Annotated in this window: 10 protein-coding genes; 8 read left to right on the forward strand and 2 right to left on the reverse strand. The window is 70.1% G+C overall.

Annotation, left to right across the window (positions count from 1 at the left end; genetic code table 11):
• Position 1: 1 nt before the first annotated feature.
• From BMY53_RS06915 to BMY53_RS06945, 7 genes are all read left to right on the forward strand, one after another.
• On the forward strand, positions 2-1,150 hold the full coding sequence (locus BMY53_RS06915) for an FAD-dependent oxidoreductase (RefSeq protein ID WP_092944961.1): 1,149 nt from the start codon (positions 2-4) through the stop codon (positions 1,148-1,150).
• A complete protein-coding gene (thiS, locus tag BMY53_RS06920; protein ID WP_092944963.1) occupies positions 1,140-1,355 on the forward strand; it encodes a sulfur carrier protein ThiS in 216 nt (71 codons plus the stop codon). The genes BMY53_RS06915 and thiS overlap by 11 nt, the downstream gene beginning before the upstream one ends.
• A 1-nt stretch (position 1,356) precedes the next feature.
• A complete protein-coding gene (locus BMY53_RS06925) occupies positions 1,357-2,175 on the forward strand; it encodes a thiazole synthase (protein ID WP_092944965.1) in 819 nt (272 codons plus the stop codon).
• Positions 2,175-4,013: a bifunctional hydroxymethylpyrimidine kinase/phosphomethylpyrimidine kinase gene (locus BMY53_RS06930; protein ID WP_092944967.1), complete on the forward strand. Its 1,839-nt coding sequence runs from the start codon at positions 2,175-2,177 to the stop codon at positions 4,011-4,013. The genes BMY53_RS06925 and BMY53_RS06930 overlap by 1 nt, the downstream gene beginning before the upstream one ends.
• A 75-nt stretch (positions 4,014-4,088) precedes the next feature.
• Positions 4,089-5,795, forward strand: coding sequence for an MFS transporter (locus BMY53_RS06935; protein WP_404947857.1), 1,707 nt, complete (start codon positions 4,089-4,091; stop codon positions 5,793-5,795).
• Complete coding sequence (locus tag BMY53_RS06940; RefSeq protein WP_092944969.1) at positions 5,792-7,057, forward strand: HlyD family secretion protein; 1,266 nt, start codon at positions 5,792-5,794, stop codon at positions 7,055-7,057. The genes BMY53_RS06935 and BMY53_RS06940 overlap by 4 nt, the downstream gene beginning before the upstream one ends.
• Positions 7,054-8,517: an efflux transporter outer membrane subunit gene (locus BMY53_RS06945; RefSeq protein ID WP_255370060.1), complete on the forward strand. Its 1,464-nt coding sequence runs from the start codon at positions 7,054-7,056 to the stop codon at positions 8,515-8,517. Before BMY53_RS06940 ends, BMY53_RS06945 begins: the two co-directional genes overlap by 4 nt.
• 50 nt (positions 8,518-8,567) lie before the next feature.
• On the opposite strand, the gene BMY53_RS06950 is transcribed toward BMY53_RS06945, so the two are convergent.
• On the reverse strand, positions 8,568-10,601 hold the full coding sequence (locus BMY53_RS06950; RefSeq protein WP_092944971.1) for an alkaline phosphatase: 2,034 nt from the start codon (positions 10,599-10,601) through the stop codon (positions 8,568-8,570).
• Positions 10,598-11,242, reverse strand: coding sequence for a hypothetical protein (locus BMY53_RS06955; protein WP_092944973.1), 645 nt, complete (start codon positions 11,240-11,242; stop codon positions 10,598-10,600). The genes BMY53_RS06950 and BMY53_RS06955 overlap by 4 nt, the downstream gene beginning before the upstream one ends.
• A 256-nt stretch (positions 11,243-11,498) precedes the next feature.
• Between BMY53_RS06955 and BMY53_RS06960 the strand changes: the two genes are divergently transcribed.
• Positions 11,499-12,134, forward strand: coding sequence for a class I SAM-dependent methyltransferase (locus tag BMY53_RS06960; RefSeq protein ID WP_092944975.1), 636 nt, complete (start codon positions 11,499-11,501; stop codon positions 12,132-12,134).
• The last annotated feature ends 23 nt before the right edge of the window (positions 12,135-12,157 follow it).

The following is a 12,157-nucleotide window of genomic DNA, read 5'->3' on the forward strand; positions in this document are numbered from 1 at the left end:
CATGGCCAGGATCGTCATGGCGGGTGCTGGTCTGGCCGGCCGCCTGTTTGCATGGGCCCTGGGTCGCGCCGGGCATGAGGTGCTGGTGTTCGATGCGGCCCAAGGGCCGGCCCCGTCTTTTGATGGCACCGGCGCGGCGGCATTCACCGCCGCCGGCATGCTGAGCCCGCTGGCGGAGCAGGAACAGGGCGGCGCCCAGGTGGCGGCATGGGGCTGGCGTTCCCTGGCGCTGTGGCCCGCCATCGTGGCGGCGCTGCCGACCCCGGTGCCGTTCCGCCGCGAGGGCAGCCTGCTGCTGGCGCACCGGAGCGACCTGGGGGCCGCCCAGCGGGCGCTCGCCCGCATGCCCGGCGCCGTGCCCTTGGACCCGGCAGGGCTGCAAGGCCTGGAACCGGAACTGTTGCCCGGCCTGCAGGGCTGGCTGCTGCCCGGGGAGGGGCAGATCGCCCCTGTGGCCGCCATGGTTGGCCTGTGGGCGGGCACGGGTGCCAGCGGTGTCCAGCCTGTCCAAGGTGTTCAACCTGTCCAGTGGCATTGGGGCTGCGCCGTGGCCGAGGTGCATCCACGTGGCCTGGTTCTGCAGGACGGCCGACGCTGGGCCGGCGACTGGGCCATCGACACCCGTGGCCTGGGCGCCAGCCCGACGCTGCCGGTCCGTGGGGTCCGCGGTGAGATCGTGACGCTGGGGCTGCCCTCGCACGGCCTGCGACGGCCGCTGCGCTTGCTGCACCCGCGCCACCGCGTCTACCTCGTGCCACGCACGGCGGACGAAATCGCAGTCGGCGCCAGCGAGATCGAGAGCGAGGACCGCAGCCCCGTCTCCCTGCGCTCTGCTGTGGAGCTCATGGCCGCGGCGCACAGCGTCATGCCGGCCCTGGCGGAAGCGCGCATCCTGCGCATGGACCGGCACCTGCGGCCGGCCTTGCCGGACAACCTGCCGCTGGCGCATTGCGAACCGGGACTGGTCCGGCTCAATGGCCTGTACCGGCACGGCTGGCTGCTGGCACCCGCGCTGGTGGAGGCGATGTTGATGGAGGCCGGGCTCGGACCGCTCGTGCCCGCCGACAGGCACCCGACCAACCTCCCCGCCGCGTTCAACAACCCGTGCAGCGCGGTGCGCGCACCACAGAAACACCACCATGACGCCTGACTTCATCACTGTGCGCCTGGACGACCGTCCATTGCAGTTGCCCATGGGCACGAGCGTGCGGGACCTGCTGGACCGCGAGTCGCTGGCGGCCACCGCCGTCGCCACGGCCGTGAACGGCCGATTTGTGCCCCGCGCCGCAAGGGCTTCCACGCCGCTGGCCGATGGCGACCAGGTGCTGCTGTTCCAACCTATCGTCGGAGGCTGACATGCCGTCCTTGTTCCCGGACTCACCGGATCCCCTGCGGATCGGCGGCGCCACCCTGAGCAGCCGCTTCTTCCTCGGCACCGCCGGCCACCCCAGCCCGGCCGTATTGCGCGCCGCCATCGAGGCTTCGGGCAGCGAGGTGCTCACCGTTGGCCTCAAACGCACGCTGCACAGTGGCGACAACGGCGCGCTGGCGCATGCACTGGCGGCCGCACGCGCACGCGGCGCGCGGCTGCTGCCCAACACCGCCGGCTGCCGCAGCGCCCACGAAGCCGTGGCGCTGGCACATATGGCCCGCGAGCTTTACGACACGCCGTGGATCAAGCTGGAGGTGGTGGGTGACGAGCACACGCTGCAGCCCGACCCGTTCGAACTGCTGGCCGCTGCCACCGCGCTGGCGCGCGAGGGTTTTGTGGTCTTCCCCTACTGCACCGAAGACCTGGTGCTGGGCCGGCGCCTGCTGGATGCCGGTTGCCCGCTGCTGATGCCCTGGGGCGCCCCCATCGGCTCCGGGCAGGGCCTGCTGCATCTGCAGGGGCTGCGCACGCTGCGCGAGCGGCTGCCGGACACGGTGCTGATCGTGGACGCGGGCATCGGCGCCCCCTCCCAGGCCGCGCAGGCCCTGGAGCTGGGTTATGACGCGGTACTGCTGAACAGCGCGGTGGCCCACGCCCAGGACCCGGTCGCCATGGCCGGCGCATTCCGGGACGCCATCCGGGCCGGACGGCAGGCGTGGCGCGCCGGCCTGATGGCGCCGCAGTCCATGGCCGTGGCCAGCACGCCGGTGAGCGGGCATGCGTTCCTGCTGGGAGACGCCTGATGCCGATGCGCCGTGCAGTGTTCGACATCAACGACATGACAGCCCGGGCCACGCCCACCGATCTCCCCCGGTTGTGGCCGCACCCGTCACTCCCCTCGCCCTGGGCGGGCACCGTGGATCCGTGGCAGGAATCACTCACCCCATGGGCCGGCGCGGCGACCCCGGCGGTGGTCTGGAGCGTGGCGGGCACCGACAGCGGCGGCGGCGCAGGCCTGGCCGCCGACACCCGCGCTGCCTCGGCCATGGGCGTGCACCTGTGCACCGTCGTGGCCGCCATCACGGCCCAGAACTCGATGGGTGTGCAGGCGGTCCATCCCGTGGCGGCGGCCGCCTTGCGCGCGCAACTGCAGGCACTGCGCGCCGACCTGCCGGCGCGGGTGATCAAGACCGGCCTGCTGGCCAGCGCGGCGGCGGTGGATGTGCTGCTGGCCCAGCGGGAGGACGCCTGCCTGGTGGTGGACCCGGTGCTGGGCGCCAGCGCGGGAGGCGCCGCGTTTTGCGATGACGCGCTGCTGGCGGCCTATCGCCACCAGTTGTTGCCCCAGGCGGCCCTGGTCACCCCCAACCGCCGTGAGGCGGAACGGCTGCTGGGCGTTGCCGCAGGCCAGTGTGGCGTGCCGGAGTTGGCGCGGCGGTTGCGGCAACTGGGGGCCCAGGCCGTCTGCATCACCGGGGGCGACGACACCTCGCAAGGCACGGCACTGGCGCTCGACTGGCTGGATTCGCCAATGGCCAGCGGCTGGATCGCGCTGCCCCGGCTGACGGCCGAGCCCGGGCAGGCGCTGCACCATCACGGATCGGGCTGCACCTTTGCCACGGCGGCGGCGGCAGCGCTGGCACGCGGGTTCCCGGTGCCGGATGCGGTCATCCTGGCCAAGATGCTGGCCTGGACGGCTCTGCGCGACGGTCATGCCGCCGGTGCGGGCGCGGGCCCGCTGCGCCCGTCCCCTGCCTTCATCAACGATCCGGCCGCCCTGCCGGTGATGGGACAGGCGGACGAAGAGGTGCTCTCGGACTTGTTGATGCAGCGGTGGACCCAAGCGCTGCAGCAGCGACTGGAACCGGCGCAGCACAAGCCCTTGCAGCCATCGACGCAAACGCAGACGCCATGGCATCCACCGTCTCAAGGGCCATCGATAGCGCCATCACAACGCGGATCAAGTGCGGACTTCAGACCTGGGCTGTACGCCATCACCGACCAGTCCGCCCGCATCCCCGCGCTGGCAGCATCGGGGCATTTTGCGCATATCCAACTGCGCATCAAGCAGGCGGCCAAGCCTGCTCAGGGCGACTCCGCCCCGCTGCCGCTACGCGACAGCATCCGCGCGGCGCTTGGCGCGGTGGAAGGCCTCGACACCACGCTCTGGATCAATGACCACTGGCGGCTGGCGCTGGAGGAAGGGGCGCGCGCCCTGCATCTGGGCCAGGAGGACTGGACCACCCTGACGCTGCCGGAGCGCCACGACCTGTGGACGCGCTGTCAGGCGGGCATGCTGAAGCTCGGTCTCTCCAGCCACAGCCTGTGGGAACTGTGCCGTGCGCGCGCGGTCTCCCCCACCTACATCGCCTGCGGGCCGGTGTGGCCCACGACCACCAAGGACATGCCCTGGCTGCCGCAGGGACTGGCGCAACTGCGCTGGTGGGCCCGGATGGCGGGCCGCCCGGTGGTGGCGATTGGCGGCATCCTCGCGCCGTCGCAGGTGGAGGCCGCGCAGCGGGCCGGGGCTTCGGCGGTCTGCCTGGTGCGGGCGGCAGAACGCTGGATGGCGCGTCCGGCTGCCACCGATCCAGTGGCCAGCCCCGCGGGCGTCCCCGACCCATGGCCCACCTATGAGTAAAGGCTTGCGGCCGGGCGCCGCTTTTGAATAATGGGGGCGGTTCCCCGGTCCTGACAACCCAGACAGGTGAGGTCCTTGGCCACGGCTTCCGTACCGATCAAACCGCCTGCGCCGCAGCCCGTGCCGCTGCGGCCCCTCCCGGACTGGCAGGAGCATGAAAAGCCCTCCATGCCGGGGTCGCCCTCCATGCCCTGGCACCCGCCGTGGCGGCGGGCAGCGTATGCACTGGTGGCCGTGCTGGTGGGTATCACCGGCGCGCTGGGCAGCGGGCTGGTGACGGCCAATCTGCCAGTGCTGCAGGGTCAGCTCGGGCTGACACCTTCCGAGGGCGCCTGGCTGTCGGCGGCCTATGTGATGGTCAACGTCACGGCCAACCTGCTGGTCTTCAAATGCCGCCAGCAGTTCGGCATGCGCTGGTTTGCCGAGATCGGCCTGGGCATCTATGCGGTCCTTACCTTGCTGCATCTGCTGGTGGGCAGCTTTGCCACCACCCTGATGGTGCGTGCCGGCAGCGGGCTGGCGGGCGCCGCCTGCAGCACCCTGTGCCTGCTCTACATGCTGCAGAGCATGCCTCGCACCCACACCGGCAAGATGCTGGTGATCGGTGTGGGCATCGGGCAATTGGCGGCACCGTTGGCCTGGGTGGTGTCCCCGGCGCTGTTGAACCAGGGGGCCGGCTCCTGGCACAACCTCTATCTGTTCGAAGCCGGCCTGGCCTTGTGCAGCTTCGCCGCCGTGGTCATGCTCAAGCTGCCGCCCGGGGTGCAACTCAAGGTCTTCGAGCCGCTGGACTTCCTCACGTTCACCCTCATGGCACCGGCCGTGGCCATGGTGGTGGCGGTGTTGGTGCAGGGTTATCTGCATTGGTGGCTGGATGCCGCCTGGCTGGCATGGCTGTTGGTGGCCGCCCTGGTGCTGGTGGTGCTGGCGGTGTTCATCGAGCACCACCGGGCCAACCCCTTGATCCAGACCCGCTGGTTCGCCAACGGCGTGACGCTGCGATTTGTGCTGGGCGCGTTGATCCTGCGCTTCCTGACGGCCGAGCAATCGGTGGGTGCGGTGAATTTCCTGCGCGCGCTGGGCATGGGGCCGGACCAGCTGCAGCCGTTGTTTGCAGTGGTGCTGGCCGGCATGGTCATCGGCATGCTGGGTTGTTCCATCACCTTCACGCCCAAGACGTTGGTGCCGCAGATCCTGGTCTCCATCGTGCTGTTTGCGGTGGCGGGGTTGATGGACCACCACCGCACCAGCCTGGACCGCCCGCATGATTTCTACCTCAGCCAGTTCCTGCTGTCGGTGGGGGCCGGCATGTTCATGGGCCCGCTGATGCTGATCGGCATCGGCCAGGCGCTCAAGAACGGGCCGGCCTACATGGTGACGTTTTCGGTGATGTTCTCCATCACGCAGACGCTGGGTGGGTTGATGGGCTCGGCGCTGCTCAACACCTACCAGTTGCAGCGGGAGCACGAGTTCTCCGCCGCGCTGGTGGCCACCATGAGCCGGACCGATCCGCAGGTGGCGCAACGGCTGGCCGCGCAGGGCGCCGCGCTGTCGGGCGTGATGGCCGACCCGACGCTGCGTGCGGCGCAAGGCGCGGCCCAATTGGCCCAGGTGGCGCGGCGGGAATCCAACGTCCGGGCCTACAACGATGTCTTCATGTTCAGCGCCATGACGGCGGTGGCCTTCCTGCTGTGGCTGCTGGCGCTGCTGGGCCGTACCGCCTGGGCCCGGCGTCGTGAGGCAGCTTCTTCCACATCCGTCGTCCAGGGCCCCGCCACATGACCTCTACGCCGCCTTCAGCTCCCGGCAACGAGCCTGCGGCGCCCCTGCCGCCTCCGGCTCATCCGCCCGGCTACCCGCCGGCGCCCGCCCCCACGTCAGCTGGCGTGGCGCTGGCGGCATCGGCGGCAGAAACGGCCGGCGCCAACATCGCGCTGCCGACGGATGGCGAGGGGGCAGCGCCGCCGCCCAAATATCTCAAGGCTTCGCCCACCGCCATCGTCCTGATGCTGGTGGTGCTCCTCGTGGGCGTGACGCTGATCCTGCGTGCCTGGGAAATCGGCCCTTTCGACAGCAGCCTCGAGACCACGGACAACGCCTATGTGCGCGGTGCCGTGACGGTGCTGGCACCCCAGGTGAACGGCTACGTGGTGGAGGTGCTGGTGAAGGACTTCGAGGATGTACGGGCCGGCCAGCCGCTGGTGCGCATCGATGACCGGCTGTATGTGGCCGCCGTGGCGCTGGCCGATGCGCAGCGGGCCAATGCCACGGCACAACTGGAGAACTTCGCGCAGAACCAGGCCCAGAACCAGGCCACCTTGGGGGCCTCTCGCGCGACGATGACATCGGCCGAAGGGGAGCTGGCGCGCTCGGACGCGGAGCTGGCGCGGGTGGAGGATCTGGCCCAGCGCGGGTCGGTCTCGCTCAATGAACGCGACCGCGTGCGCAGCAGCCATCGGCTGGCACAGGCCAATGTGGAAAAAGCCCGCGCCGACATCCGTATTGGCGAGGAGCGCGTCAAGGCCACCACGGTGGGCCGCGCCAGCCTGCGGGCGCAGGTGGAAGCGGCCGAGGCGCAATTGGCGCAGGCGCAGATCAACCTGGCCAACACGGTGGTGAAGGCACCGGCGGACGGTCAGGTGAGCGAGGTGTCGGTTCGGCTGGGGCAGTACGTGACGGCGGGGTCGCAGTTGCTGTTCCTGGTACCGAAGCAGCTGTGGGTGGTGGCGAACTTCAAGGAGACGCAGACCGGGCACATGGACATCGGACAGCCGGTGCACTTCAAGGCGGATGCACTGAAGGACGTGCGCTTCACCGGGCGCATCCAGCAGATCGCCCCAGCCACCGGCTCGGAATTCAGCGTGCTGAAGGCGGACAACGCGACCGGCAATTTCACCAAGGTTGTGCAACGGCTGCCGGTGCGTATTGCATTGGATCCGGACCAGCCCATGGCGTCGCGCCTGCGGCCAGGCATGTCGGTGGTGGTGAGTGTGGATACGGCCGCCTCTGCCCCCGGAGCTGCGGCATCCGGGGCCTCCCGATGAGGCCCGGCACTGCGGCTCTGTGCGCCGGCCTGTTCGCCGGCCTGTTCGCCATGACGGCCGCTGGGCTCAGCGGGTGCGCACCGGTGATCCGGCCGGCGCCTGAGGCCGCGCATGTGGCGATACCGGCGAGCTGGCGCAACCCGCCGGCCTCCGCCGTTGGCGCCTCGGCGGCCCCGGCCTCTTCTCTCCCCACGCCAGCGGGCGCCGACTCCGCAACGGCCGCTGCCAGACACGGTGTCTCCCCCTGGTGGGAATCCTTCCAGGACCCGGTCCTCAACGCGCTGGTGGACCGCGCGCTGGACCACAACAGCGACCTGCTGCTGGCGGGCGCTCGATGGGAAGAGGCCCGCGCCGCGCTGGGTGCCAGCCGCGCGGCGGAGGGACCTGCCGGCAACCTGCAGCTTCCCTACCAGGCCTCGCGCACGCTGCAGGTCACGGGCATCTCCCAGACCCACCTGGTGCAGCCGACGCTGGCGGCCAGCTGGGAGCTGGACCTGTGGGGGCGTAGCCGTGACCTGACCCGTTCCGCCGAGTTGCGGCTGCAAGCCAGCGAAGCGGAGCGCCAGGGCGCAGCGCTGAGCGTCTCTGCGGCCACGGTGCAGTCCTATGTGGCCATGCTGGCGCTCGATGCGCAACTGGCCCTTTCCCGCGCCACGCTGGCGTCTCGCCAGGAAGCGCTGCGGCTGGCGCAGGACCAGGCGCGGGTGGGCTACATCTCACAGCTGCAATTGACGCAGGCACAGGCGGAATACGCCTCGGTGGCGCAGGCCATCCCTCAGCTGGCACTGGCCATCCGCCGCCAGGAGCAGGCGCTGGCCTTGCTGGTGGGCGATACGGCCCGCGAGCAGCCGCGTGGGCTGGCGTTTGACCGCATGGCGCTGCCGGCGCCCCCGGCCTCCATGCCGTCGGCACTGCTGGAACGGCGGCCGGACCTGGTCCAGGCGGCTCGCCAGCTGGCCGCCACGGACGCCACGCTGGCGGCTCGCCGCAGCGCCTTCCTGCCGCAGGTCAACCTCAGCGCCACCGCAGGCAAGCTCTACATCGATGCGCTGGACTATGACCCGATCCGGGTCTGGTCCATCGGGGCCAGTGTGCTGGCACCACTGTTCGACGCGGGCCGGCTGCAGGCCCAGTTCGACGCGGCCACGGCGCAGCGCGACCAGGCGGCCTTCAACTACCGCGCCCGTGTGCTGACGGCGCTGGCGGAGGTCGAGAACGCATTGGCCGGCCTGGACCGGCTGGCGGAGCAGCGCCGTTACGCGATGGAGCGGCGGGATGTGCTGGCCCGCTCCCTGCAGTACGCGCATGACCGCTACGAGGCGGGTTATGCCGGCTACCTGGAAGAACTGGATGCGCAGCGCAATCTCTTCGCGCAGGACAACGAGCTGATCCGCCTGCGGCAGGCCGAGCTGGAGAATCGCATTGCGCTCATCCGCGCGCTGGGGGGCGCGCCGCAATGAAAAAGGCCGCAAGCACGCGCTTGCGGCCCTGGGTCGGGGTGCCGACCTGCTCAGCGTGCGGTGCGCGCAGGCCGCTTGGCACCGGAGGCATCGGCCGGTGCCGTGGTGCCCTTCACGGCGGCCTGGGCCAGCTTGAAGAACACATCGGTGTTGTCGATCACGCCGGTGAAGGCCAGCGCGCCGGGGCCAAAGGCCGACAGCGGGATGTCCGTGGCCGTATGAACCGCCGACTCGCCGGGCACCTGGCCGGTCACCAGGTAGTCGCCCAGGGCGTCATCCCGCTCGGACGGGTTGGGCGGGTACCACTTCAGCGGCTCGCTCTTGGCCAGCGGCTGCTGCGGATCACGCAGCGGCGTGGTGTTGGTGCGCCAGTCTTCATACCGGTCCGCATTGGCGCCGTAGCCCACCAGCAGGCGGTAATCGATGTCGGTGGCCTCGGGGTAGCCGTCGGCGGCCAGGCGGTAACGCGGGAAGCCGGCCTTCTCGTACACGCCCACCACCTTGTCGCGCAGGTGGGCCGCGCCCTTCTTCTGGATGGCTTCCTGCAGCGCCAGGTCGCTCAGCATGGAGCCGCCGATCAGTGCGGCGCCGGAGCATTCGTGGTCGGCGGTGACGATGACCAGCGTGTCGCCGTTCTCGCGGGCGAAGTCCTGCGCCACCTGCACGGCGCGATCGAACTCGATCGTGTCCAGCATCCAGCGCTCGGTGTCCATGTTGTGGGCCTGCTTGTCGATGGAGGCGCCTTCGATCATCAGCACAAAGCCCTTGGGCTGCTTCTTCAGCGTGCCGAGGGCGGCACGGGCCATCTCGTCGAGCATCGGCTGATCGGGGAAGCCGTAGTCGTCCACCACCGTGCCGGTGATGCCCTTTTTCGCGCCGCGGCGGCCGTCGATCTTGTCGAGCGCCACGTTCATGTTGGAGAACGCGAACAGGCCCAGCAGCTTGTCCGCGCCTTCGGCGGCGGCGAGTTCGGTGCGGGTCGGTGCGTAGCGGTAGCCGGCATCCTGAAACGCCTTGATCAGGTCGCGGTCCTTGTCCTTGTTGCCAGGGGCGGCGCCCCAGCGCTTGACGATCTCGGCGGTGTGGGCGTCGGTGCTGGAGAACGCGTAGTCGTTGGACTCGGCACGTTCGGAGCCAGGGGTGCCGGCGGGCAGGAACCACTTGCGGCCACCGCCCAGCAGGACGGTCAGGCCGGTGCGGCTGCGGTCGTCGAAGAACTGGTCCACGATGCCGGTGCCCGCGCCCCGGTTGCTGGTGTGCACGGCGTTGCCGGCGGGCGTGGCGTCAAACACATCGGCGGTGGTCACGATGCCCAGTGCCTTGCCCTCGGTGCGGTGCAGATACTCGGAAAGGTATTCGACGCGCGGATTGTCAAAGGCATCGGTCGTGTCGTCGGGGAACACGCCCTCTTCATTGTTGTTGTTCTTGTTGCCGGAGACGTAGGACGTCATGCCGGGCGACGAATCCGTGACCACCGAATTCAGCGATGCGGTCTTGACCAGCGCCGTTGCGGGGAAGGTGTCCATCGCCAGCGGCGTGATGACCTTGCCCTGCGCATAGCCCCCCTTCACGATGCGGGCGGCAGTGCGTTGGGCAGCGCCCATGCCGTCGCCCAGCAGGATGATCACGTTCTTCACCTTGGGACCCATGGCGGTGGAGAAGGGCACCACGTCGAAGTCGCCCCGGGCGCTGGCGGTCTGGCCGTCGGCCTGCGTGGCTTCGATGCGCAACTCATGGCGGCCGGCCTTGTCCAGGCTCACCGCTCGCACCGTGGCGATGGCAGTCTCGGCGGCCAGGCCCTTCACGCAGCCACTGGCGCAATCACGCAGCGCCACGGTGGCGTCGACCGGCTTGCCGTCGATGAAGAAGCGGGCGGCCGTGATGCGCTGGCCGGCATCCGGCTTGACGGTGGCCTGCAGGTCGAAGCGTTGGCCGGGCAGGAAGCGCGCGATGACGGGTTCCGGCTGGCCGCTGGCGAACAGCTCGCTGGGTGGGGTCAGCCGTGTGACCGTGGGCGCGGCCTGGACGGTGGCCGCCGCCAGGAGGGCACTGGCGGTCGCCAGCAAGGTGGGGAGGTGTTTCATGGATGGGGGGTGACAGATGGAGAGGGAGACGTGGTGCCCGGCTGGGCCTCCAGGGCTTGCGGGGGCAGTTCCAGGCGGATCCAGGACACGCGCCCGGTGTCATCTTCGAAACGCCCGACGCGCAGGCGGCCGGTCAGCACCAGCAGGCCGTCGCGATGAGCGACCAGGCGGTCCTGCTGGGCGGGGTCCAGTTGCACGGTCACGGTGGCGGGGGGCAGGTCGTCGGCTTCGCCGTCGGCGTGTTCGCTCATGCGTACCGGGCGTGGGGTGAGCCAGAAGCGCCCGGCCTTGGGCAGCTCCTGGGCCACCATGTAGCCCACGAGACGAACCTCGCGGCCATTGGCGGCCAGGAGCGCCTCGGACAGCGCCAGGCCATGGTCCCCCACGGGCTGGCGGAAAAACTGGGCAAACTTGAGTTCCAGGGGCGGCGTTGGCGCTTGTGCCGGCTCTTGTGCCGCCTCATGTGCCGCCTCTTGTGCGGTTTTTGGTGCGGACGCTTGTGCGGCCTTGGCGGCCTCCATGCCGGTGATGCCCGGCAGGAGAACCAGGAGTGTGGTCAGCAGCGTGACTCGTGACAGGGCCACCGGCAGGCGGAGGCGGCGATGAGCAAGCGTCATGCCTGCAAAGCGTTGGGCAAACATGGCCGGGCATTGTTCCGGCCGCTCATGACGATGGCGTGACACACCCGCCGCCGCACGGCACCACGCGGGCGCGTACGCATGCCGGTTGAACGGGGGTCCCGCGCCAGTGAACTGATTTTTCTGCGGAAGCAGACGCCGAGAACACGCTTGACGGGCGCCGACGCCATGGCGAAGCTAGGGAAGCTCTGCATCACTCCCGCGAGCCGAGGTGCTTGCGTGTTGCAGGGCGCCTTGAATCAAGGGGAAGGAACCCACGATGAGCTTGTCCATCGAGCGCCTGCAGGCCTTGTACACACGCCGTGCGGCGGTGTATGACTACGAGCTGATGCCGGTAGCGCCGCTGCGTCGTGAGGCCATCGCTGCGCTCGAGCTGGCGCCGGGGCAGACGGTGCTGGATGTGGGCGGCGGCACGGGGCTCAGCCTTCCGGCGCTGACGCAGGCCGTGGGCGAGCGGGGCCGCGTGATTGCCATCGAGCCCTGCACGGCCATGATGTCGCAGGCGCGGCGCAGGGCCGCCGTGGCGGCATGGCGCACGCCCATCGACTTCGTCGACAGCACGGTGGAGGAAGCGCCCCTGGAGACGCTGGTGGCGCCAGGGAGCGCCGACGCCGCGCTGTTCTTCTTCACGCACGACGCCTTGCAGCAACCGCTGGGCTTGTCCCGGGTGCTGGGCGCGCTGAAGCCGGGGGCCCGCGTGGTGGCGGCAGGCCTGGTGTGGGCAGCCCCGTGGTGGCCACTGAGCAACCTCTTTGTGATGGGCGCCGCCATGCACTCCATCATCTCGCCGCAGCGGCTGGACTGCCCCTGGCATGACCTGGCACCGCGCCTGGCCAGCGCCGAGGTGGAGCGGCGCTGGCTGGGGTCGGCCTACTTGCTGAAGGGCTGGCGGTAGCTGCCTTTGCGGCCTTTGCGGCC

This window comes from Roseateles sp. YR242 (assembly GCF_900109745.1).
GTDB lineage: Bacteria > Pseudomonadota > Gammaproteobacteria > Burkholderiales > Burkholderiaceae_C > Roseateles.

Excerpts from the sequence above, each read along its gene's own strand:
- BMY53_RS06915 (WP_092944961.1), top strand. The coding sequence starts at position 2 with ATGGCCAGGATCGTCATGGCGGGTGCTGGTCTGGCCGGCCGCCTGTTT.
- thiS (WP_092944963.1), top strand. The coding sequence starts at position 1,140 with ATGACGCCTGACTTCATCACTGTGCGCCTGGACGACCGTCCATTGCAG.
- BMY53_RS06925 (WP_092944965.1), top strand. The coding sequence starts at position 1,357 with ATGCCGTCCTTGTTCCCGGACTCACCGGATCCCCTGCGGATCGGCGGC.
- BMY53_RS06930 (WP_092944967.1), top strand. The coding sequence starts at position 2,175 with ATGCCGATGCGCCGTGCAGTGTTCGACATCAACGACATGACAGCCCGG.
- BMY53_RS06940 (WP_092944969.1), top strand. The coding sequence starts at position 5,792 with ATGACCTCTACGCCGCCTTCAGCTCCCGGCAACGAGCCTGCGGCGCCC.
- BMY53_RS06945 (WP_255370060.1), top strand. The coding sequence starts at position 7,054 with ATGAGGCCCGGCACTGCGGCTCTGTGCGCCGGCCTGTTCGCCGGCCTG.
- BMY53_RS06950 (WP_092944971.1), bottom strand. The coding sequence starts at position 10,601 with ATGAAACACCTCCCCACCTTGCTGGCGACCGCCAGTGCCCTCCTGGCG.
- BMY53_RS06955 (WP_092944973.1), bottom strand. The coding sequence starts at position 11,242 with ATGTTTGCCCAACGCTTTGCAGGCATGACGCTTGCTCATCGCCGCCTC.
- BMY53_RS06960 (WP_092944975.1), top strand. The coding sequence starts at position 11,499 with ATGAGCTTGTCCATCGAGCGCCTGCAGGCCTTGTACACACGCCGTGCG.